The organism is Serratia sp. H1w, from assembly GCF_000633355.1.
GTDB lineage: Bacteria > Pseudomonadota > Gammaproteobacteria > Enterobacterales > Enterobacteriaceae > Chania.
Map to the genome: position 1 here is coordinate 1 of NZ_AYMQ01000023.1, position 21,961 is coordinate 21,961.

Here is a 21,961-nt window from a genome sequence, read left to right on the forward strand (position 1 = left end):
CAACACATTGAATACTTGACCATCAGGCCTTGTTGTTAAAGGATGATGGTAAATGCTCAGACGAAATGATGTGAAACCACGCGCCTACAAACAGGTGGATGTATTTACCACCTCACCATTGCAGGGGAACCCGTTGGCGGTGATCCTGGAGGCGGAAGGGCTGAGTGACATGCAGATGCTTTCATTGGCTCGCTGGACCAACCTTTCGGAAACGACGTTTGTTTTCAAACCGACAGATCCGCTTGCCGATTATCGGGTGCGCATTTTTACCCCCGAAAAAGAATTGCCGTTTGCCGGACACCCGACATTAGGCACAGCCCATGCGTTATTGGAAGCCGGGTTGGTGACCAAACAGCCGGGTGTCATCATGCAGGAATGCGGGGTTGGTCTGGTTGCGGTCAACATCTTGCCTGAAGGAACGCTGGCGTTTGCCGCGCCTGCGGTAACATTGCGCACGCTGGCCGCTGAGGAATGGGAACGGCTAATAGCCGATGTTCAGCCTGCGGTTATTGCAGCAGAGACGATGCCGGTGATTGCCGATATGGGTATTCGCTGGCTTATGATACGTATGCCAAACGCTCAATCCTGCCTGACGATGACGCCGGATCAAGCCATGATTAAAAAGCTGCAAATTGATTGCCAGGTTGATGGCGTGGTGGTTTATGGTGCCTATTCCTCTGGTAAGCCAGCAGATTACGAAATGCGCGCGTTTCTGGTTGAGTGGGATAAGTTGGTTGAGGATCCCGTAACAGGCAGTGCTAATGCGTGCTTGGCGCGTTTGCTGAAGGCCAATAACTTCTCTGACGGTGGCTCGACGGAGCAGGGATACCAGGTTCGACAAGGTACCCAACTACATCGAGAAGGCCGGGTTAGCGTGCGTTTTACTGATGATGAGCCATGGATTGGTGGGCAGAGCTGTACGCTGATTAATGGCTGGCTGCACCTTTAGGTGCGGCATTAATTCACTGATATGACCGGGAATGAGTACCGCGCCCGCTCCCGGCTTTAATCCTTCAGTAGAGCTAACCTTCTTTGTGTCGCAAATATTCGCCCTGAACCTTACAATGGCGTAAATATCAATCGAAATGGACTTCTATGGATAATATCAATCAGGCTAAACAGGTGTTAGATGCAAACACCAAAGTGCTTTATGGCATCTTTGGTGTCATCGACCGTTCTGGCTATTTCCCTCCCTTGCCTTTCCTGAATGAGTTCTTCCTGGTTGGTAGTGACCCGTGCGATCAAGATGGAAGAATGGGGCGTTGGCGGCCATTCACACTTACGTCCTCGGAATATGAAGTGGTGAAGGCATGGTGGATTGTAACCCGCCCAACTACCGTTGAATCTCAACTGGGTTGCGAGTGCTGGGGGGATTGGGTTCAAGAGATCCTGGAGCGGTAAGCGCCGTTGCGGTTTACAAACATCTCATTTATCCGAAAAATTTTACTATCTGATGTTTGTTCCGGCGCATTAGTTTTTCGCTCCCAGGTTGTCACTTCACGTTCTACGGGCATCCGTTGCGTGGTTCACTAGACGGTTAGGTTTATGTGCAATTGCAGAGAACTCCCAACTTGTGTGGCCGAGATTGAATACCGGGAGCAGGGCTTCCAGTTTTTGGGTGTCTTGATTCATTATCAATACTTCGAAACACCGGATAGTGAGCATTTCGAACCGCAACTTGATTACTCACAATCTATGTATCTTTGCACGGAATGCGGCCAGACATGGTACATAGAGTGTGCGCCTGAGCAGGCATCCTATCCAGAATTTGCGTTAAAGGTGAATGGGACAGCTCTGTTACCTTCAGAGAGTGAGCTACAGGCAGCCAAACAATATTTATGCATACTTGCGCATAATGGTTTTGGTCCGGAAAAATGCAGGATGGCAAGGTGCCAGAATCATAAGTTGCTAGGGCGAGAGCTATGCCATGTACATATTCCTTTTCCGTAATACGGCATAACAAGGTTATCAATCTACGTTTGAGTCCATTAGGAATATCCAAGCTAATCCAGGGAACATCCAACGGGCGCTGATTGAACCGGTTAGGGCAGTCTTTCCGCCACCACAACCGGTTGCCGTTCCTCCAGCATTTCATAAATCGTTTTCCCCACCTTCTGGATCGCCCGCTCAATCTCACTGGTCATGGGTTTGCTGTAACTGAGCCGCAGGCAATTGCGGTATTTTCCCGCCGCAGAACTGATAAAGCCGACGGCAATCTGTACGCCCTGTGGCAACAGACTGCGATTCAGCCGCAGGCTGTCGAATCCATAAGGCAGCTCAACCCACAGCATAAAGCTGCCTTGCGGCCTGCTCAGGCAGGTATTCGGTGGGAAATACTTCATGATCCAGCCCGTCATAATGTCGCAATTACGCTGATATTGGCGGCGCATACGGCGTAAGTGCTGGAGGTAATGCCCTTGTTTGATAAATTCAGCCATTGCCAGCTGTGGCAGTGTGGGGACCCGCCCGGCAGAAATGTATTTCATATGCAGTGCTTTTTCCAGGTAACGCCCTGGCGCAATCCAGCCTACGCGTAAACCGGGCGCAACGGTTTTAGAGAAGGAACTGCACAACAATACGCGACCATCATCATCAAATGATGCGATGGTCGGCGGACGAGGGTATTGATAAGCGAGTGCGCCATACACGTCGTCCTCAATAATGGCAACGTCATAGCGTTGGGCCAGCGTCAGCAGCGCTTTCTTGCGCTCATCCGGCATGTTGTAACCCAGCGGATTATTGCAGGTCGGTGTCAGTTGGATGGCTTTGATCGGCCACTGATCCAGTGCCATTCCCAACGCTTCCAGGCTGATCCCAACCACCGGATCGGTGGGGATTTCTATCACCTTCATCCCCATTCCTTTCAGGGTCTGCATTGCACCATGAAAGCTGGGTGAATCCACCGCCACGATGTCGCCAGACTGGCAAACGGCCCCTAAGGCAATAGCCAGTGCGCCATGGCAGCCAGAGGTGATGATGATATTTTCAGCCGACTGATGATTGCCGCTGTCCAGCATCAGGCGGGCAATCTGCTCACGCAACGTCAGGGTGCCGTAAATACTGTCGTAATCCAGCACATCCTCGCTTTGGTGCAGGCTGATACGGGCGAGCAAACGGCTGAGTATTTTCAAGCCGGGGCCAGAAAGGTCGGGCGTGCCGACGCCCAGATGTAGCACATCCTTTTGAGTACTCCCCTGTAAAAACTCCAGCGTATTTTCCCATTGGGATATCTCGACCGGCCTTTGTGCATGGCTGCATAGCGCAGGTAAAGCTGGCAGATTTGAACTAAAACGCACAAAGTATCCCGATTTCGGTCGCGCTTCGATCAGCATGCACTCTTCTAGCTGTCGGTATGCCTGCTGTACGGTGCTGATACTGACCCCATGCTCGTCGCTCAACACTCGAACCGAAGGCAACCGCTCTCCGGCGACATACAGCCCTTCTTTGATGCGCTGGCTAAGAATATCGGCCAATTGTTGGTAGCGAGTCATGGATATCACCTGATAAAGAAAGAGGGACCAGTACAGATGGCGCTGATTTTGGCCATTCAGACTGTTTATCACATATCTGTATGGAAATAATAGCCGGCTTTTGCATCTGTCAGGTTTTTCGCCAAAGTATCATGCTAATGGCTCAGCTACTGACGGGGAGTCGATAATGAGTAATGTGATTGAAAATCAAATGGATGAAAACGGTTTATCGGCTGCGCGAGCAACACGGAAACGCCAAAATAGGGTTGTCCAGTTATGGCTGAAAGCATACAGATGGGTAAATCGTTGGAATGAGCGGCGCAAAGCCGCCAATACGCTGGCAAGGCTTAATGGCGATCAGTTAAAGGATATTGGCCTGAGTCGGGATGATATCAAGCGCGATTACAGCCGTCCGTTTTGGCGCTGAGAGCAAGAGAATGTGTGATTAGTCGCCTAGGGCCAGATGGCGTTGCACCAAAGCCAGCATACGCCGCCGGATCCAGCCGCTTGCGGGGCGGATAGCCGCCCAGTAAGGGGCAAGTGCTAACGTTGTGCGCCGATTTGGGCAGAAAATAAAAGTCTCCGTGCGCAAAACGTGTTTTCCACCGGGTTGTTCTATCGCCTGGAAGCGCACAACCAGTTTCACCGCATGCGGATCGTCAAACGCCAGGAACTGATGGGCATCGGTGATTGTGGCCACTCCCATACCTGGGCGCCAGAATTGCCCAGCCAACCCCAGGGAGAGTTCACGGGCATCCTGATGCAGAGGAGTAAAATCATTAAGACCAAACAGTTCAGCCGTGGTATCGCTGGGGCGACGGGTAATAAACGCCGCTATGGATGTTGGTAACCGTCTTAATGACATCAATGAGCGTATCACGCGGTCATCGTTCATGTTGAGCTGGCCGACTGCATTAATCATGTCTTCTGGCCGTGCGCTCATCGGCGCGGATTCATGCCGTTCGTAAAAGCTGAAAGCAGGAAGAAACGGCGTTTTTCCCTGCCAGGATTGGTATTCCTTTGCACCGATGTAGCCGAAAAAAGCCATAAAATACCTTAATTATTGGGGGCTGTCGGCGGTAGTGCCTAAACGATGCCAGGTAAATCTTCATCTTTAATATCACAGGATGTGCGTGATCCGCATTGGCTAATTGAGCGCTTATTCTCTGCCGGGCCGATACCGATCGGTGGCTTATCGCTCGGCTAGCTGGTACGGTATCACCTTGATGGAAAACAAGGACATGGAATGTTAGAGGGTATCGCTGAGTTACTGCACATGGTGTTCAGAGTGATTATCGGAACGGCTTCATTTTTGCTGGAGGTTGTCTGCGAAATTGGGGATCTCCTGCATATATCTGGCTCTGGCAAACGGCGCAAACGGGGTTGGAAGTTAATCCCAGTGTTGTTGTTTTTGGTCGTTCTCGGTGTGATCTGCTGGTGGATTTTTTATTAACGTGTCTTAGAAAACAACGGCGCGGAGCGGAGGGCATCTCAATCCTCACAATTGGCACTCCTAAAAAAGGGGGCAATCGAGACGCCAGCCAAAAGTTAATGAAAGAGGAACAGATGAGCGTTAAGGGTAAAGCTTGAACGGTAAATACCAACCAAAGAGGTCGTCAGGGTTACGGAGCAATTCAAAATGGTTCAGCATCTTGCTTGTTGAACCACCTTGCGTAGCCCATTGCATTATTTGTGTCTCACAATGGGAGTTCAACGCTTGGGGGCATTAGTAAGGTATGCTCACACTCTATGAGCGTTCCGACGAACCGGTTATGCATTTTTTCCATAGATATTAATTCCAGTTTTGTTGTTGAATTTGAAGTATTGTAATGATTTGTCGATTTCTTTCATTAAAAAATAACTAATGAAAGCTTGAATGAAAGAATATATAACCATGTTGCTGTGTAAATATTTAAAATAAAAAAGTGACATTAAAAAAACCATACTGTAGGATACTTAATCATTGGGTTTATAGTGCGAGAACATGGATGTTTTAAAATGAAAAAATCCGCGGTATTTACTTTTATTGATGTCTTCAAACTGCTGCATCAAGGCAATCTTCTGCTAAGTGCTGGTAACTCAAAAATAGTCCTCCTAATGCTATTTATTATAAGAAAAACCTCATGAAATAAATAGTGGTACCGGGCTGTTGGTCCACGAAATAGATTCCTGGAGTATTATAAATTTGGCAATGCTGAAGCTCCTCAGTTGCTTTTTCTGGTCAATGACTAGAGTCGTTGTCACTCGTTCAGCTCTAAATATGGCAAGTGTTATTGATTATAGAATTGTACTGTATTTACATTGCTGATATTTTCAATCATGTAAAATAAAGGTGAATTTATGTCACATCAGATTAACAATGAATCTCAAAAACGTTACTTTGAGGCGCTACTGTCATATATTGATGAGTGCTACATTCAATCGGATGAGAAAATGGTCGTGTATCTTGAGGCTGGTCATTTTAATAATAAATTTGGCGTGGATGAGTTCGCTGTAAATACATTAAATGATTCCATTGCGCTGGGGCAAGCTCTGATTAAAAAATATCAAAAAAATGTAAGGCTTGTCTATGGGATCCTGATAGATGATTTGGGCCTCGCTTGTTCTGACGAAGGTTGTAGCTTAAATTCATTACCCATCAATGAAAAAGTAAATAAAACTGAGCTTCCTGATGAGCTTGAAGAGGTTATTGCTGCCAGTTCGCTTATAAAAAGAGATAAATTGATGGTTTTTTCTGAGCGTACTAGTAAAAATCGCGCAATCGAAACGATAAAAAAACAAATAAAGAATAATAATGATAGAGTGCTTGTCAAAGAAGTTGATGAATATAGTGAAATTAACGTATCCACCAATGAGTTAGGGACTTTTATGTTGGCACGCCGCCAGGGAAGTGTGTTCACAGCAAAATGCCCGGCTATTATTTCTCAACATTATAAAGATGTGCTAATAAAACTGAGGCAACGTTTCTTTGAAATTAACGATTTTGCAATTATAGACTGGTCAGATGCTTCAGATAAAAATAAAGTATTGCAAGGGGCATCCGCTTTCCCTGTCATCTGTGATACCGCACCCTTAAAAACCTCTATTATCAATGTATTCTTTGGTGATGATGAAGGAGAACTTACCGAGATTCGACACAATATTAAGTCAACATGTGACTCAGTCCTTGTGTAAATGGAATTAAATAATAGATGACAGGTATGTTAGATATGATTTACTTAGATAATAACTCAACGACTCTTATTCCCCAAGAAGTCCGTGATGCAATAATTGATTGCACTCAAAAATACTTTGCCAATACGGCCTCTGTTAGCCATTATGAAGGGTTAAAGGCTAATAGATACTTAGAAGAGTGTCGGCGCATTGTAGCACAGTTAATGGATGCTGAGCCTGATAATATTGTTTTTAACTCTGGTGCTTCTGAGGCTAACAACACTGTAATTAGAGCGGTTTCTGATTATTACCTACCTCATGGTAAAGTTCATATAATTACCAGCGCCATTGAGCACGCGTGTCTATTGAAAGTCTGTAAGCACCTTCAGCACTATGGAGTCGAAGTGACTTACGTGCCAGTTGACCATTCGGGAAGAGTTTGTCTTGACTTACTAAAGGCTGCAATACGCCCTGACACCCGCTTGATCTCTATAATGGCTGCTAATAATGAGACGGGTGCATTGCAGCCATTGGCGGAGGTGAGCGCTATAGCCCGCGAAAATAATATTCTATTTCATACTGATGCTGCGCAGTGGGTAGGGAAACTGCCGTTCTCTGTAATCGAGTTCAAGCCAGATTTCGTCAGTATTTCAGCTCATAAATTTTATGGACCCCGAGGTGTTGGTGCACTCTACTGTTCGAGACCAGACATACTGCGCAACTCGCCCCTTATCCATGGTGGTGGTCAAGAGTCAGGACTTCGCAGTGGCACGGTTAATTTACCGGGTGTTGCCGGAATGGCAAAGGCAGCAGAAATGTTCCTTGCAACATATAACCAGCGTATTGCCGACCAGAAAGTGAAGAAAAAATATTTTATTGGTTCTCTTCTAACTCTTTTGCCCGACGTTGTGATTAATGGCTGTCAACAGCAAAGCCTACCCAATACAGTCAATTTTTCTATTCCGGGTATTAAAGCAAGCACATTGCTGAAAAAATTGAAAATGAAGGTAGCATTGAGTAGTGCTTCCGCCTGCCATTCTGCTGAGCAAAAGCCAAGTCACGTTTTAGCTGCAATGGGGGTGAAAGAAGAGTTACTCGATGGATCTATCAGACTGAGCATGAGTTATAGCACTACTCAAGAAGAGTTGGATTGCGCTTTGGATTTACTGGTTTCATATGCGCAGCGATTGAAGGGGGTTGCATGAGTACGACCACATCCAAACGCTGGGTTGCAGAGCTGTTATTGGTATGTGTAGCCGCAGGATGGGGAATAGGTTTCCCTGTAATGAAGTTGGCGGTTAATACACATCCTGTCTTGATGGTATTAGGGTTACGATTTGCACTTTCCGCTCTCATTTTGCTGCCTTTCAGTGCAAAGAAATTACGTAAGGTGCCTCTGAATACAATGGCAGCGGGAGGCATCCTTGGGCTATTGCTCGGATGCGCATTCATATTTCTTATTTTTGGGTTACAGATAACTACAGCTTCAAATACCGGGTTCCTTTCCGGACTTAGTGTTATCTGGGTTCTCCTGTTATCTGGGCCATTGGCTGGTAGATTACCAACATTTGAAGCGGCTCTTGCTACTCTTTTTGGCATTGCTGGATTATATCTGATGTCTGATATTAATGGCTGGCAGTTACAATGGGGTGATATGTTAGTTATCGTCGGTTCAATATTTACAGCCATACACATTATTGCACTCGATAAATTTAGCCGCAATCACGATAATACGATCCTGACATTTTTACAAGTCGTGACTATGGCAATAGTGATAATGCTACTCGAGTACTTTAGAGGAGGGGACCTGCTGCCTTCTGTTTGGGATAGAGATCTGATTATTGCTCTGATGGTAACGGCACTATTTTCTACAGTAATAGCTTTTTGGGTTCAAACCCATTATCAGCGCTATACGACGCCGATACGTGCCATATTGATTTATAATCTTGAACCTGTATTCTCGGCCTTGTTTGCCGTTTGGTTATTATATGAAACTATATCGGGCAACATGTTTTTGGGTGGGGGGTTAATTTTACTCGGGATGTGCTTGCCTGCATTCATAGCGGCATTTACTCAGCGTTCTCGTAAAAATGACGTTATGAACCAGTCCTAACTTAGCTATTCCTGAGAGGATATGGGGTAATTTAAGACAAGGCTTTATCAAATTTGCTTGCAACCGTTGGCTGTCACAAAAAAGAGGTGGCAATGTTGCCGCCACCCAAAAGTCAAAGAAATAGGAACAGGAAAGATTGATGGCAGCATGTCAACGGCTACCTTAGGGGCGCCGCATGCTGCGCCCGCTTAGTTAAGGGTAAAGCTTATATTTCTCCCGTAGCTGCAAATAGCTATCTACTCCGGGCTGCCACTGAGCCTCGATAAAACTGACCGTTTCATCAACGGACAGCTTTCTATCGCTGGCATCATTGAGCAACGTCACCAGTTTGCTGGTACCGGTGAGCTTGGCTAACCAGGTCGGGCGGATTAAAAAGAACTCCTCCTGGTAATCCAGGTACTGCGCTTCTTTTACCGCCGGGATCACCATTGCATAGCCTGCATGTTTGAACTTGAACCACCAGTCGACCAGGTAACGGATCGTCGGCTTAACCTGGCTGATATCAGTGCTGGTAAAAATCTCACCACACACCTCTTTCCCTGCCTGCGGCCAACCGGTTTTCTGCTGGTTGATATCGACCTGATAGCAGGTATTGACGTAAAACTGGCGCGAAGGAAAACCCAGTTGTTCAAACGGATGATCGGAACCTCTGCCCATATTGACGCTGGTGGCTTCAAACAGGCCCAGGGAAGGATAAAGCTGAATAGCCAAATCGCTGCGCAAGTTCGGTGATGGCCGCACTGGCAGTGAATACGGCGTGCCATGCGTATAGTTGGCCATGCTGATAACCATCAGATCTTCAGCGGGCAGTTGGTATGCTTTGACGCCAAAGGCTTGCCAATGAGTATCGTTGAAATGCGTCAGCCACCCCTCGCCGATGATCATACGGGCAAATTCGCCCGAGGTGAGACCGTGAACCATAGGTATCGGGTGCATGCCTATGCCTGAGATGTTCTGTTCCTCAAGAATAGGGCCATACACATGGCTGCCGAGCGGATTGGGGCGGTCAAATACCATCATTTGCTTATGGTATTTTTGCAGGCTTTCCAGCATATGGTGCAGGGAGATGGTGTAGGTGAAGAAGCGCACGCCAACATCCTGCAAATCGTAAATCACGATATCGACATTGGCTAATTGCGCCTCTGTGGGATGAGCGCGAGCCCGTCCATCTTCATCTCTGCCATATAAAGAAACGATAGGCAGGCCGCTGTTTTTATCGAGATGATTATCGTCACCCAGCCCGGCATCTGCGTTGCCGCGAATACCGTGTTCCACCGAGAACAGGGTCGTCACGGTAAACTGATATTTATCTTGCTCAGAGAGCAGTTTATCGATGGTATGGCGGCCCTGTTTATTGATCGAGCTTTGATTCACCATCAGACCTACCCGCTTGTTTTTAAGCAGTGGTCCATATGTTTGTTCCTGATCGACGCCGAGTACGATGCCAGGTACAGCGCTGGCATGGCCAGCGCTGAGGGCAAACGATGCGCACAGGAATAATACCGTTTGCAGCAGGTGTCTCATTTGTTACGTATCTCCATTGATGGAACGCTGGTCAGTTAAGGTTAACAATTTCCCCCTCACCCCAACCCTCTCCCGTAGGGCGAGGGGGCCAGCCCAGCGTCGTTGGCAGCTAATGTGGTACAGCGTCGGCACCATATACTGCGCTCGTGTTAAGGCTAGATGTGGGAGCCAATTTGTGGCACGTTCAGTCCCCTCTCCCTGTGGGAGAGGGTTAGGGTGAGGGGGCTCACGGCACGTTGGTCAGGTATTTCGTTGCTTAACTGACAGGCATGACTCCATTGGTAGGATTATGGCCACCGTCAGAAGTTATGCCGCAGTTCCAGCGCCCAGAACCAGAAGTTGTTGCTGGTCTTATCACCGTTCATCCAGGTTTGTTCCGGGCGGTAGTAGCTGTCGACAAACAGCGACGTCTGTTTGGTAAACGGATAGATCGCCTGGAAACCATAGCGGCTGCGGTCTTTCTCTTTATACACCGTCTCCTGGTTTCTGGAGTCGCGGAAGCTTTGCGTCCCTTTGGTCAGCGCCAGCCGGGTATAAGGCATTAACATCACGCCATTATCGAGCTTGTAACGGTAAGTCGCCCACAGGAAATGTTCCTTGTTATACAGCGTATTGACCAATTGCTCATCGATATACAGATAGTTGAGCCAGAGAGAGTTTTTCTGGTTAAACGTAAAATTCGCCCCCGCGAAGTGTTCATTGATCTGGCTCCAGTCGCGTTTGTAGACCCCGTAATCGCCTTTGGCCCGCGCATAGTCCAACTTGCGGTCAATCAGGCGGAAGGAGAGGCTGGCATTAAAGCTCAGGCTATCAGAATATTTGTAGTATGCCTGTGGACGGATCCAGATCTCGTGCCGCTCCTCGCCCTTGCGGATATCCCCTTTATACTCCGGTGCTGCTAGCGCCGGGTTGCTGATGGAAGGGAAATGCCAGTTGTCGTTACGGTAGCCCAGGCGCAGTTTGGTGTTGCCACTTTTACCTGCCAAGGTAAAAGGAAACGTTCTGGTGACGCCCGCTTGCCAGCGTGTACGGTCATATTCAGGCGTATTGTCCAGATAGGTTTTCAAAAATTGAACGTCATACATCCACAATGAATCATTCTGGTAAATAAAGGCACCGACATAAGGCGAGGTTGCTACGCTGCCCCGGATATATTTCCAACGATCGTCACTGTCTATCTCTTGCTCGGTACCAATATAAGTATCAAAGCGCCAAGTTTGCTGGTGTAATTTATCTTGTGCTGCTTTCTTTTCTTGTTCTATTTGCTGAATGCGTTTATTGAGTTTGATGATCTCCTGATCATAATCTGTCTCAGACTCATCAGCCAATACCGGTTGCGCCAGAAAAATGGCACTGAAAATCACTAGCCCTGTTAAGATCTTCATGTTTTACCTTCAGAGATTTTTATAATGCTGTTAATCCGTAACCGCGAGGGTAGAGTACGTCTTTGTTATCTGGGGTTTTAATATCTACCGGTAACTTACCGCGAGGTGTGGCAAGAATATCTTCTTTTCCGGCTGGCCCTTGGAACAAGGTTCTTAAGCCACTGCGAATATTGGTTTCCAGGCTATTGCGGACGTTATTGGTCACATCAAAACCGGTGATACCATAAATCGCAATATTAGCCTTTACGTCGGATAAATAGGCGATGTCGTACGGGTTGCGCGTCGCAATCACCACCAGAGGAATGTTTTTCTTATTGGCGACGTCGATGATCCGCTGTGCATTGGCCGGGTTGAGCTTCAGATTATAGGTGGCCAGAATAACAAACTGCCGATCTTGCAGTTGCTGTTCAATTTCTGCCGTTGTTAATTGGTCTTGGTCCAGTTTAACTACCTGATCTTTGATGTTTAATTCTACCTTCAACTCATTGGCAATCTGGTTCAAATGCTTCTTGATGAGCTCATTGCGTGGGCCTTCATCCGAAAACACCATGATGCTGTTTTGCGCTTTCAGTGGATAAGGCAGGACGCCCTCATTTTTGATCAGCGTAATGGCTTGCTCTGAAATGGCATTTTCCAGATCCTTGTGCGCCTTGGAAGCGACAATAGTTTCAGCCTTGGCGGCATCATGAGGTGCTGGGGAGATGCGCTTATTCAGTTTGGTGTAAATTACGCGTCGGGCAGAATCCTCAATGCGTTGCTTAAACACCGGATCTTTTTCCGCCTCAGCCTGCAAATAAGCGTACAGCTCACCGAGTTGTTCAATGCTGGCGTTGTCTTTAATGCCGATTGGCATCAACACAATGTCATTACCGGCTAAAATCGCCTGCTTGATTGACCAGTGACGATCAAAATTACCGGTAATCGCCCCCATATCCATCGCATCCGTCAGGATCAGGCCGTTAAATTTCAGTTGATTGCGCAAGGTATCGGTCAGGATCGCCTTGGACAAGGTGGCCGGGGTACCGATTTTTTCGCCCTTGATGTTGGTCAGGATGGTGCTGTCGAGCGCTGGTACTACGACATGAGCGGTCATGATGGCATCGGTAGCTGGCATGACATCAACAAAGGGTTGCAGTTCGGTCTGCTGCCATGAAGCCTTATCCGTATTGACGCTGGGTAAGGCAAAATGGGTATCGGAGGCAACGTTACCGTGGCCAGGGAAATGCTTCAAAGAGGTGAGAACCGGGTATTGGTGAATACCTTCGATATAGCTGCGAGCTAATTTACCTACCAGAATAGGATCGTCGGAGTAAGAGCGGACGCCGATCACCGGATTATTCTGATTATTATTGACGTCCACCACCGGGCCAAAGTTAAAGTTAAACCCGAGGCTGGTTAATTCGTAACCATGGATATTCCCGGCTTGCTTGGCCAGGTCAGCGATACCCGTAGCCCCCAGAGCCATATTCCCCGGCATCTCGGTGCCAACTCGCAGACGTGTGACATAGCCGCCTTCCTGATCGGTGCTGATAAACAGCGGTAAATTATAGCGTGCGTTCTGGAAGTTATTAATCAACTCAACCGTTTGCGGGGTATTAATCAGGTTTTCACGGAACAGGATCACCGACCCCAAATGATAGTCAGCGATCATTTTACTGACGTTGGCATTCATCTCGGTAAACGGGGTTTTAGTTTCGCTGCTTTTTTCATCCCAGGAACGAATGTCAACCATCAGCATTTGCCCGAGCTTTTCTGCAAAACTCATATTGGCGACGAGCTTTTCTGCCGCATTCTGCGGTGAAAGCCACATCTCCTTTAGTTGGTTTTCTGGAATGGTGGCAGCATAACTTCCTGCACTAACTAAAAAAATCGCCGGTATTATTTTTTTCATGAGATCACTCCGAGGTATCAATTTCCGGCGATTGTACATTCCAAATCGCTTAATAAAGTGACAATTATCACAGTTGATCGATTCGTGTTTGTTACGCTAACAGGAATAATGGCTGTTTTTTATGCTCGTGATTTATCTCGCCGCTTGGATGGCAAAGGGAAAGCGCAAGGAATAACCATTTAATGGTGAGAATATTTTTAGTTAACTATTTAAACCCGGTGGTCAATGTCAAGAAAACTCTTAATACTCCTTTAGTGTGAGTCAATTTTTCCAGGATCAGTCATCCAGATTGTTAATTGTCATGCTCGCATTCAGCACCAGAGGTTTGGCAAACTCCTTTCGCTGTTGCATTAATGCCAGGAAAATCAGATCCGTCAGGGTATTCTGCGCGGTTCTGGACGAAATCGAAGAGCTGCGCCATTCGTTTTCATCCGAGACACTTTCCAGCACGTAGTCGGCTATTTTGGCCAGCGGATTACCCTTGTTGCCGGTTATGGCTATTACGGTCGCTCCCTGTGCCTTGGCCATGGAGGCGGCGATATGCATATCTTTCCTGCGACCACTGAAGGAAATCACGATCTGGACGTCTTTGGCCGTCAGCGCTTGAGCGGTGGCAATCTGGACGTGAAGGTCGGCTTCTACCAGGCTCAGGATGCCGATTTTTTGTAATTTAAAGCTCAGATCTTTGGCGGTGAGGCCGGAACCCCAAATGCCGACGATCTGCACGCGCTGAGCGTTATCGATGGCATCGACCACCTGTTTAAAAATCGAGAAATTTATCCTTCGAGTCGTTTCCACGATCGCGGCGTTTTTCTCATGGGCCAGCTTTTGTGCCACCACCATCAAGGAATCTTCTGATGAAATGGCGTTATGCAAGGCCTCATGCGGAAAGGACTTGAACAGGTTATTTCTACCCAGCTCCTCGCTGATGGCAATTTTCAGGGCAGGGAAGCCTTTCATGCCAATCTTCTGGCTAAACTTGACGATGGCAGACTGGCTGACTCCCGCATCTTCAGCAAAGCGCGAAGAAGACATGCTCAGGATCGCTTCCGGGTTATCAAGGATGTATTTGGCGATTTTTTGCTGGTTTTCGGCCAAGCTTGGCAACAACCAGGTGATTTCGTTTAGCACTGACATCAACAATATCTCCACTGTATGTAATAGATTATTCCAGTCATAGGGGTTTCCATTCCTTTGATTTACTTAATTGAAATTGTTGAGAATAAATTTTTAAATGGCGAATATTTTTGCGATTTATTCCTCCTGTTGCTAGCGTCGAGAATCGATTTAGCGTGATAATTATCACATTTGTTGAATAAATAATTCCTTAACATTGTCGAAAATCTTAACCCATTGGAAGCCCCCATGAAGATTAATTTAAGCAAGATGGTGACGGAAAGCCGCAACCCGGCCAGTTGGCAAATTGATACGTTGCCCACGCTGGATATGCTGGCCGTGATCAACAGCGAAGACAAAAAAGTGCCTCTGGCGGTAGAAGCCTTGTTGCCAGCTATCGCCAAGTTGGTCGATCTGGTGGTTGAGGCGTTTGCCAACGGTGGCCGCTTGATTTATAGCGGCGCAGGTACCTCTGGCCGGTTGGGGATCCTAGATGCCAGTGAATGTCCCCCGACTTATGGCACCCCGCGTGAGCAGGTTGTCGGGTTGATCGCCGGTGGCCATACCGCGATTTTGCAGGCGGTGGAAAATGCGGAGGACAACCCGCAAATGGGGGAACAGGACCTGCGAGATCTCAGTTTCAACGCGCGTGATGTGCTGGTAGGCATCGCAGCGAGTGGCCGCACCCCTTATGTGCTGGGGGCAATGGCTTATGCTCGTAGCCTTGGGGCAACGACCGCTGCGATCTCTTGCAATCCGAATAGCGAAATGGGCCAGGCGGCCGATATTGCTATCGAAGCGTTGGTTGGTCCAGAAGTGGTGACCGGTTCGTCGCGTATGAAAGCGGGCACGGCACAAAAGCTAATCCTGAATATGATCACTACCGGGGCGATGATCCGCAGCGGCAAGGTCTACAGCAATCTGATGGTCGACGTTGAGGCCACCAATGCCAAGCTGATACAGCGCCAGGTCAATATTGTGGTCGAGGCGACGGAGTGCAGCCCCGAAGAGGCTGAGGACGCGCTTAATCAATGCCAGCGCCACTGCAAAACCGCGATTGTCATGATCCTTGGCGGCCTGTCTGCCCCAGAGGCCAGCGCGGTATTGAGTAAAAACAAAGGATTCATCCGTCAAGCACTGCAAGGGATACAGGCATAACCATGGCGAAAATAACCGTTTCGATGATAGAGCAAATTTTACTTCTGGTAGGTGGCAGTAAAAATATCATTATCTGCGGTAACTGCATGACCAGACTGCGTCTGACGCTAAAAGACCGTCAGCAAATTCAGCTCGATGAGTTGAAGAAGATACCTGGCGTGATGGGTGTCGTTAACGGCGACGATCAGCTGCAAATTATCCTCGGCCCTGGCAAAGCCCAGACCGCCAGCGAGATGATGAACACGTTGTTATCGGCGCAACCGCAGCAGGAACGGGGGAGTGTTGAGCAACCTGATTTACAGGCCTTGGCAAGCGAAAACAAGCAGCAGATGAAAGCCAAGCAAAACAGCGCGGTGCATAATTTCCTGACTAAATTTGCCACGATTTTTACGCCGTTGATCCCAGGGTTTATTGCCGCAGGGTTGCTATTGGGGATCGCTACTCTGATGCAGCAAACACTGTTGGTCGAGGGCGTAGCGCCGGCCGCATGGCTAAAGGGGCTGATTGCTTACATGAAAGTGTTCAGCATCGGCTTGTTTACCTTCCTTAGCATCCTGATCGGTTATAACACCCAGAAGGCCTTTGGCGGCACCGGGGTTAATGGTGCGATCATCGCTTCGCTGTTTGTTTTACGCTATGTACCGGAAGGCACTACCGGCTATTACGCGGGCATGAGTGACTTTTTTGGCCTGGTGATCGATCCGCGCGGCAACATTATCGGCGTTCTGCTGGCCTGTATTCTGGGTGCATGGATAGAAAGGCAGGTCCGCCGGGTTATTCCCGATAATCTGGATATGATCCTGACTTCATCGATTACCTTGTTGATCACCGGTGCTATTACCTTTGTGGTGATTATGCCTGTGGGTGGCGAGTTGTTTAAGGGAATGTCATGGCTGTTTATGCACCTGAACGGCAATCCGTTCGGTACCGCTATTCTTGCCGGGCTGTTCCTGATCGCTGTGGTGTTTGGGATTCATCAGGGCTTTGTGCCGGTTTATTTTGCCTTGATGGATGCGCAGGGCTTTAACTCGCTGTTCCCTATACTGGCGATGGCCGGTGCTGGGCAAGTCGGTGCGTCACTGGCGTTATTTGTGCGTTCACCAAAGGGTTCTCTGCTGCGTACCCAGATTAAAGGTGCCATTTTCCCTGGCCTGTTAGGGATTGGTGAGCCGTTGATTTACGGCGTAACCTTACCGCGCCTTAAGCCTTTCGTAACCGCCTGCCTAGGTGGCGCGGTTGGCGGCTTCTTTATCGGTCTGGTTGCCTGGATGGGATTACCGGTAGGATTGAATACGGTGTTTGGTCCTTCGGGTCTGGTGTCTATTCCACTAATGACCTCGGCCAAGGGCATTTTCGCCGGTATGCTGGTGTATGTCGCCGGTATTTTGATCTCCTATATAGCCGGATTTATTCTGACCTGGCTGTTTGGCAGCAAGGATGTGGATTTAAGCTGATTGAATGTATTTTCGAGAAAAGGCCCTGCTTGCAGGGCCTTTTTTTATGGTCATGATCATCGTTGGGCATAAATCACGCTATTGTCTTGAGGTTTTTTTCAGGTAGCGTGGCGCTTTTTTTTCAGGCGTCCGAATCGCGAGTAATGATGGGCTGCTTCCCCAGTGATAATTTTGTCTCTGGAGCCGAGAGAAGAACTATTCGTGTTAAATCTTTGGGGGTTATCGAGAAGGGAATCGCGAAATTCCTGAAAAATTAGTCTTGGGAGGGCTAAAAATTCTAATTAAGAGTCAGAAAAATTTCTTAACTCGCTAGTTTTAGGTTTTCACAGTCAAAGTCACTATTTGATAATCAAATCGCCTCGAAATCAACCTGTCCTTATTTATGTTAATAATATCAATGTGTTATGCGTTCATCTGGCGGGCAGGTGTCAAATTTTCCATACCGGAACGGTCTTGGTGGTTAGGTGAGAATAGTCTTAGTTTAATTTGGCTTCTTATTAAACTGATTTTACTACCCAGGGGGTTATCTTGATCGTAATATTTTTCACAGCAAGCCACAAACGGCGGGCTATACAGGCTAAGAGAAGACGTTCATTTTAGTCTCTGGCTATAGAGCCGAAAGTTAATGATGGTCACCTTGGTATTTTGATAGCGTGCATGGAAATGTGGTTTATTTAACTGCGGGTTGAGGAAATTACATAGTATAAGTTTGATGAAAATTTTATGGCTTGGAGTGATTTATAATCACACTTTTACTGCCACTTGCAGTGTTTTAATCTTGTTTTTAGCTAATAACTTGCATTAAACACTGTCATATGTGATTTTTTTGCAACTTGGAACCAGCAAGTTAACTGATTTGAAATCCCAAGTTCGGTGACCGTAGAATAGCGCCCCTAATCCAGTAGGGATGGCAAAAGACCAAGCAAACAAGCATAGAGGTTCTGGTTTAAGGCTGGTTGAAAATTAGTCTCAGGCTTTAATTCTCCCGCCATAGGCTTATGGGGATTGCATTTTTTGATACCACGAAGAACAAGTTGCTAATTTTTAGTTGAAACCCCCGCTGGTTTTAATATGGGGATTTATTTACTGGATCTGCCGATGAATATCACAATAAATCCCAGCAACATAGCTTCCGTCAAAATGACGTTGGCTTTTTACCAACCAAACAAAACTATAGCTCAGAGCATATAGCGTGGCTGTATTGCCCGCATATTTGTGCGCTATCAATAGTGAGGTTGTTTGTACCACCCAGGTAAAGTAATTTTGCCGAATACTTATCACATACTTTATTGGATTTAAATATGAAAAAGACTTTAATGACACTCGCTTTGGTTGCTTCAGGTTTTGTGGCTTCCTCTGTTTATGCCGCTGATGGCACGATTGAATTTAGCGGTGAAATCACGGACTCAGCCTGTATTGTAGACAGCGCTTCCCAAAACCTGCAGGTGCCATTGGGTAAGATTGCCTCCAACTCATTCAGTGGTCAGGGCAGTTACTCTGCGGCAACCAACTTTACGTTGAAACTGAAAAGTTGCCCATTGGCGACCTCCACCGTCACGGTCAAGTTTGATGGCGCCAGCGTTCCCGGCGACAATAGCGTATTGGCTCTGGCGTTGGGCGGGGCTACCGGTGTCGGCATTGAACTGTCTGATGCCAATCAGAAAGTGGTTAAGTTGTTCACTAACTCGACCCCATACACCCTGAATACCGGCGCAGACAGCGAAACCGATCTGAATTTCACCGCACGTTATAAAGCGCTGAGTTCCACTGTCACCCCCGGTGCGGCTAACGCGTCTGTGCAGTTCTCTATTATTTATAATTAATCTGGATTTTCTTTGCCTGGCAAAGCGGTCTGATGAATGCAGGTCGGTGTTTGCGCCGACCTTGCTTATAGCTGACGCCGACTGGATAGGCTGCTAGCCAAGAACTATATTAAATCTCATGAGTGTTAAGTAAAGAGTAGGTGAGAGGGAGGCTTTCTCTGCACTTATCGTTTATTCAACACTTATCAACATCGTAGATAGGAAATACAAATGAAGCTATGTTCAGTATTTTTAGTAGCGGGTTTGCTTGCTACCACATTCAGTTCAACTGCCGGGGTGGTGATTGGCGGGACGCGTCTGGTTTATGACGGGGCAAAAAAAGAAGCGGCATTAAATGTCAGTAATCCCGACAAGACAGCTTATCTGATCCAGTCGTGGGTGGAGACGCAAGAAGGTGGTGAGGCAAAAGCCCCGTTTATTATTACGCCACCGCTGTTTCGTCTTGATGGCAATCAGAACAACGTGTTGCGTATCGTGCGTGCGGGGGGCAGTCTACCCGAAGATAAAGAATCGCTGTTCTGGTTGAACATCAAGTCTATTCCGTCCAGTGAAAAACGGGATAACACCTTACAAATTGCGGTGAAAACGCGCATCAAACTGATTTACCGCCCTAAGGGGGTTCAAGGCACGCTTGATCAGTCTGCCAGCCAGATCAAATGGCAGCGCAGTGGTAACACCCTGAAAGCGACCAACAACTCCGGCCATTACCTGACCTTCTTTGCGGTGAAAATCGCTGGGAAAGCTATTCCTGACTTTCCGATGCTGGCACCAGGTGCCACCCAGAGTGTGACGCTACCTGCTGTCAGTGCCGGTAATCAGGTCAGTTGGGAAATCATCAATGATTATGGCGGTACCAGCGAAGCCTATCAGGCCTCACTGTAAAGATAGTTGTTCCGAATACGTTAAGGTGCGCAGTGGCATTAGAGTCGGTAACTGTCCATGGCAGCTGTCTATAAAGGAACAAAAGAAATGAAGCATTACGTCAGGATGGTTGGGGCTCTGTTATTTTTATATAGCACTCACTCCTGGTCTTACTCTGGTTGTAACACCGAATCTAGTGGTGTCACGATCGGCGCACCGACGTTAACTGTCCAGCGAGATATCCCCGTTGGGACCCGCTTGGCTACGCCGGATTTTGTCTCATCCCTCACGCTGTTATTCACTTGCCCAGAGGGGAAGACCTACCCAAAGGGATGGCAGCATTTAGGTATCGAGGCGGTGGCAGTCTATTCCGGCTTAACGGTTGCGGGGGGACGTATCTATACCACCAATATTCCCGGGGTGGGGGTACAGTTGGCAGGAGTAAATGCTACTGGAAGTTACCGTGGCTGGCTCGGGACGGTTGCCTCTATAGACGGCAGTGCCGACCAAGGTGAGTTTACCAGTATAAATGGCGTGATGAGGGAGGCTAGGGGGGGCGCGGCGGTGACTTTCTATAAAATAGGGGATATGTCATCGGGTGCTTTTGCCCAACAGCGGGTTGGCTCACTGATCCTTGGCGCCGTAGGCAGTTGGGCGCAGACAGCAGTCCCGGTCAGTATTAGCGGGCTGAACGTAACGGTTCTAGCTTGCTCATTGACCACACCAACACTCGCTGCGCCGTTGGGGAATATTTATGCCACCTTTTTTACCGGGGTAGGCTCCACCGCGGGTAATAATGATTTTAATCTGGGGCTTAATTGTGCTGTGGGTACCAAAGTCAACGTGACCATGAACGGCACACAAAACACGGATACGGCCAACGCCAGCGTGCTGGCACTGACCGGTGCTGGCACTGACCGGTGCTGGCAGCGCTGGGGTTGCCAAAGGAGTGGGGGCACAAATTTTGTATAACAATACCCCGTTGAATATTGGCAGCAAATTGGTGTTGAAAACCTCTGCCGGTGGGATTGAGACCTTCCCGTTTAAAGCGCGTTATTATCAAACACTGAGCACTATTTCACCGGGTTCCGCCAATGCCACGGCAACATTAGATATTACTTATCAGTAACTCAACGTTAATAGAATAGATTGTAAAAACCATGAACTTATTAAAGACAAGTATGACATTGGCCGGTTTGTATTTCCTGGCCTGCCCTCTGGTGATAGCCGCAGATACCAGCGCGGTGAATATCACCGGCAATATTATTGCATCGCCTTGTGTGGTTGATGCGAATAACTCAGTAATGAATGTCAATCTGGGTGATATTCAAGCGACCACGTTAAGCGACAACGGTTCGTACAGCCCGTGGAAAACGTTTGCGATAACCTTAACCAGTTGCCCAGCATCAACCACTAACGTGGATATGGTGTTGTCAGGAACCCAAGACCCGCAGGATCCGACTCGCTATAAAAATACCGGTACGGCTACCAAACTCTCGGTTGAATTGACGGACAAGGCCGGTGTTAATCTCGGTAACGGTAAAAAATCGACCGTAGCAGTCAATGCCGCCACCAAGCAGGCCGTTTTTAACCTGCAAACACGCGCCATTTCGTCGGGGAATGTCATGCCAGGCACTGTTGTTGGTACCGTGCTGGCAACATTTACCTATAGATAGCCTGGCAGTGAAATATCGATTGATAAATAAGGACGGCAATAGGAGAGATTAAATCCGCGCCAGGATATAACGGGCACTCACACCAACCTTACCTCTGCAAGCTCTGCTCAAAACCTTCCAGTTCAATTTTGCCACTCCGGTACTAATCAGCAACCTATCATGCCACTGTAATTGGGTGATGAACGGTTCCGGATGTGGTTATCTCACAACCTATCAAATTTGGTAGTAGTAAAGCTTGGGTCCACGCCACCTATTAATGCTAAGCGCAATCTGCGCTACCAGCAAAAAACCTCAACTCGTAAATTGAAAGGCAGAACGAACGGTCGCAAAACGCGTA

General features: G+C 47.7%; 20 protein-coding genes. 14 read left to right on the forward strand and 6 right to left on the reverse strand.

Annotated elements, in window-relative coordinates:
• Positions 1-52: 52 nt before the first annotated feature.
• Together U869_RS0104175 and U869_RS0104180 are read left to right on the forward strand one after the other, a co-directional pair.
• Positions 53-949 carry a PhzF family phenazine biosynthesis protein gene (locus tag U869_RS0104175; RefSeq protein ID WP_025123510.1) on the forward strand — a complete coding sequence of 299 codons (897 nt, stop codon included), beginning with the start codon at positions 53-55 and terminating at the stop codon, positions 947-949.
• A gap of 146 nt (positions 950-1,095) precedes the next feature.
• Positions 1,096-1,401, forward strand: coding sequence for a hypothetical protein (locus U869_RS0104180; RefSeq protein ID WP_025123509.1), 306 nt, complete (start codon positions 1,096-1,098; stop codon positions 1,399-1,401).
• A 641-nt stretch (positions 1,402-2,042) separates the two neighbouring features.
• Here the strand turns inward: U869_RS0104180 and U869_RS0104185 are convergent.
• Entirely contained in the window at positions 2,043-3,491 is a 1,449-nt protein-coding gene (locus tag U869_RS0104185; protein ID WP_025123508.1) for a PLP-dependent aminotransferase family protein, read from the reverse strand.
• A gap of 166 nt (positions 3,492-3,657) precedes the next feature.
• On the opposite strand from U869_RS0104185, the gene U869_RS0104190 reads away from it, so the two are divergent.
• Complete coding sequence (locus U869_RS0104190; RefSeq protein ID WP_025123507.1) at positions 3,658-3,897, forward strand: DUF1127 domain-containing protein; 240 nt, start codon at positions 3,658-3,660, stop codon at positions 3,895-3,897.
• An 18-nt stretch (positions 3,898-3,915) separates the two neighbouring features.
• Here the strand turns inward: U869_RS0104190 and U869_RS0104195 are convergent, their stop codons facing one another.
• A complete protein-coding gene (locus tag U869_RS0104195; protein WP_025123506.1) occupies positions 3,916-4,518 on the reverse strand; it encodes a hypothetical protein in 603 nt (200 codons plus the stop codon).
• Positions 4,519-4,716: 198 nt separating this feature from the next.
• Here U869_RS0104195 and U869_RS0104200 point away from each other — a divergent pair, with 198 nt between their 5' ends.
• The 4 genes from U869_RS0104200 (at position 4,717) to U869_RS0104225 (ending at position 8,736) form a co-directional block, all read left to right on the forward strand.
• Positions 4,717-4,923: a hypothetical protein gene (locus U869_RS0104200; RefSeq protein ID WP_025123505.1), complete on the forward strand. Its 207-nt coding sequence runs from the start codon at positions 4,717-4,719 to the stop codon at positions 4,921-4,923.
• 887 nt (positions 4,924-5,810) lie between these two features.
• Positions 5,811-6,644 carry a hypothetical protein gene (locus U869_RS0104215; protein WP_025123504.1) on the forward strand — a complete coding sequence of 278 codons (834 nt, stop codon included), beginning with the start codon at positions 5,811-5,813 and terminating at the stop codon, positions 6,642-6,644.
• 17 nt (positions 6,645-6,661) lie between these two features.
• Positions 6,662-7,828 (forward strand): cysteine desulfurase family protein, encoded by a 1,167-nt coding sequence (locus U869_RS0104220; RefSeq protein WP_029988611.1) that lies wholly within the window; start codon positions 6,662-6,664, stop codon positions 7,826-7,828.
• The gene (locus tag U869_RS0104225) at positions 7,825-8,736 is read left to right on the forward strand and encodes a DMT family transporter (RefSeq protein WP_025123502.1); all 912 of its coding nucleotides are present in this window, start codon (positions 7,825-7,827) and stop codon (positions 8,734-8,736) included. The genes U869_RS0104220 and U869_RS0104225 overlap by 4 nt, the downstream gene beginning before the upstream one ends.
• 192 nt (positions 8,737-8,928) lie before the next feature.
• Here U869_RS0104225 and U869_RS0104230 read toward each other — a convergent pair whose 3' ends face one another.
• The 4 genes from U869_RS0104230 to U869_RS0104245 form a co-directional block, all read right to left on the reverse strand.
• Positions 8,929-10,260, reverse strand: coding sequence for an exo-beta-N-acetylmuramidase NamZ domain-containing protein (locus U869_RS0104230; RefSeq protein ID WP_025123501.1), 1,332 nt, complete (start codon positions 10,258-10,260; stop codon positions 8,929-8,931).
• 299 nt (positions 10,261-10,559) lie between these two features.
• Positions 10,560-11,645, reverse strand: a complete 1,086-nt coding sequence (locus U869_RS0104235; protein ID WP_025123500.1) for a hypothetical protein — start codon at positions 11,643-11,645, stop codon at positions 10,560-10,562.
• A 19-nt stretch (positions 11,646-11,664) separates the two neighbouring features.
• Positions 11,665-13,536: a glycoside hydrolase family 3 protein gene (locus U869_RS0104240; RefSeq protein WP_025123499.1), complete on the reverse strand. Its 1,872-nt coding sequence runs from the start codon at positions 13,534-13,536 to the stop codon at positions 11,665-11,667.
• Between the two features lie 276 nt (positions 13,537-13,812).
• A complete protein-coding gene (locus U869_RS0104245; RefSeq protein WP_025123498.1) occupies positions 13,813-14,673 on the reverse strand; it encodes an SIS domain-containing protein in 861 nt (286 codons plus the stop codon).
• Positions 14,674-14,901: 228 nt separating this feature from the next.
• Here U869_RS0104245 and murQ point away from each other — a divergent pair, with 228 nt between their 5' ends.
• The 7 genes from murQ (at position 14,902) to U869_RS0104280 (ending at position 21,624) form a co-directional block, all read left to right on the forward strand.
• Positions 14,902-15,810, forward strand: a complete 909-nt coding sequence (gene murQ, locus U869_RS0104250) for an N-acetylmuramic acid 6-phosphate etherase (protein ID WP_025123497.1) — start codon at positions 14,902-14,904, stop codon at positions 15,808-15,810.
• A gap of 2 nt (positions 15,811-15,812) precedes the next feature.
• Positions 15,813-17,264 carry a PTS N-acetylmuramic acid transporter subunit IIBC gene (murP, locus tag U869_RS0104255; protein ID WP_025123496.1) on the forward strand — a complete coding sequence of 484 codons (1,452 nt, stop codon included), beginning with the start codon at positions 15,813-15,815 and terminating at the stop codon, positions 17,262-17,264.
• 1,301 nt (positions 17,265-18,565) lie between these two features.
• A complete protein-coding gene (locus tag U869_RS0104260) occupies positions 18,566-19,087 on the forward strand; it encodes a fimbrial protein (RefSeq protein ID WP_025123495.1) in 522 nt (173 codons plus the stop codon).
• Positions 19,088-19,297: 210 nt separating this feature from the next.
• Positions 19,298-19,969: a molecular chaperone gene (locus U869_RS0104265; RefSeq protein ID WP_025123494.1), complete on the forward strand. Its 672-nt coding sequence runs from the start codon at positions 19,298-19,300 to the stop codon at positions 19,967-19,969.
• Positions 19,970-20,056: 87 nt separating this feature from the next.
• Positions 20,057-20,920, forward strand: a complete 864-nt coding sequence (locus U869_RS32115; RefSeq protein ID WP_025123493.1) for a fimbrial protein — start codon at positions 20,057-20,059, stop codon at positions 20,918-20,920.
• Positions 20,913-21,077, forward strand: coding sequence for a fimbrial protein (locus U869_RS30430; RefSeq protein ID WP_232785323.1), 165 nt, complete (start codon positions 20,913-20,915; stop codon positions 21,075-21,077). Before U869_RS32115 ends, U869_RS30430 begins: the two co-directional genes overlap by 8 nt.
• Positions 21,078-21,108: 31 nt before the next feature.
• Positions 21,109-21,624 carry a fimbrial protein gene (locus U869_RS0104280; protein WP_025123492.1) on the forward strand — a complete coding sequence of 172 codons (516 nt, stop codon included), beginning with the start codon at positions 21,109-21,111 and terminating at the stop codon, positions 21,622-21,624.
• The last annotated feature ends 337 nt before the right edge of the window (positions 21,625-21,961 follow it).

What these genes read in the sequence shown, in the direction of transcription:
- U869_RS32115 (WP_025123493.1), top strand. Translation starts at nt 20,057, where the DNA reads ATGAAGCATTACGTCAGGATGGTTGGGGCTCTGTTATTTTTATATAGC.
- murQ (WP_025123497.1), top strand. Translation starts at nt 14,902, where the DNA reads ATGAAGATTAATTTAAGCAAGATGGTGACGGAAAGCCGCAACCCGGCC.
- U869_RS0104225 (WP_025123502.1), top strand. Translation starts at nt 7,825, where the DNA reads ATGAGTACGACCACATCCAAACGCTGGGTTGCAGAGCTGTTATTGGTA.
- U869_RS0104220 (WP_029988611.1), top strand. Translation starts at nt 6,662, where the DNA reads ATGACAGGTATGTTAGATATGATTTACTTAGATAATAACTCAACGACT.
- U869_RS0104230 (WP_025123501.1), bottom strand. Translation starts at nt 10,260, where the DNA reads ATGAGACACCTGCTGCAAACGGTATTATTCCTGTGCGCATCGTTTGCC.
- murP (WP_025123496.1), top strand. Translation starts at nt 15,813, where the DNA reads ATGGCGAAAATAACCGTTTCGATGATAGAGCAAATTTTACTTCTGGTA.
- U869_RS0104195 (WP_025123506.1), bottom strand. Translation starts at nt 4,518, where the DNA reads ATGGCTTTTTTCGGCTACATCGGTGCAAAGGAATACCAATCCTGGCAG.
- U869_RS0104215 (WP_025123504.1), top strand. Translation starts at nt 5,811, where the DNA reads ATGTCACATCAGATTAACAATGAATCTCAAAAACGTTACTTTGAGGCG.
- U869_RS0104180 (WP_025123509.1), top strand. Translation starts at nt 1,096, where the DNA reads ATGGATAATATCAATCAGGCTAAACAGGTGTTAGATGCAAACACCAAA.
- U869_RS0104235 (WP_025123500.1), bottom strand. Translation starts at nt 11,645, where the DNA reads ATGAAGATCTTAACAGGGCTAGTGATTTTCAGTGCCATTTTTCTGGCG.
- U869_RS0104190 (WP_025123507.1), top strand. Translation starts at nt 3,658, where the DNA reads ATGAGTAATGTGATTGAAAATCAAATGGATGAAAACGGTTTATCGGCT.
- U869_RS0104260 (WP_025123495.1), top strand. Translation starts at nt 18,566, where the DNA reads ATGAAAAAGACTTTAATGACACTCGCTTTGGTTGCTTCAGGTTTTGTG.
- U869_RS0104240 (WP_025123499.1), bottom strand. Translation starts at nt 13,536, where the DNA reads ATGAAAAAAATAATACCGGCGATTTTTTTAGTTAGTGCAGGAAGTTAT.
- U869_RS0104280 (WP_025123492.1), top strand. Translation starts at nt 21,109, where the DNA reads ATGAACTTATTAAAGACAAGTATGACATTGGCCGGTTTGTATTTCCTG.
- U869_RS0104185 (WP_025123508.1), bottom strand. Translation starts at nt 3,491, where the DNA reads ATGACTCGCTACCAACAATTGGCCGATATTCTTAGCCAGCGCATCAAA.
- U869_RS0104245 (WP_025123498.1), bottom strand. Translation starts at nt 14,673, where the DNA reads ATGTCAGTGCTAAACGAAATCACCTGGTTGTTGCCAAGCTTGGCCGAA.
- U869_RS0104200 (WP_025123505.1), top strand. Translation starts at nt 4,717, where the DNA reads ATGTTAGAGGGTATCGCTGAGTTACTGCACATGGTGTTCAGAGTGATT.
- U869_RS0104265 (WP_025123494.1), top strand. Translation starts at nt 19,298, where the DNA reads ATGAAGCTATGTTCAGTATTTTTAGTAGCGGGTTTGCTTGCTACCACA.
- U869_RS0104175 (WP_025123510.1), top strand. Translation starts at nt 53, where the DNA reads ATGCTCAGACGAAATGATGTGAAACCACGCGCCTACAAACAGGTGGAT.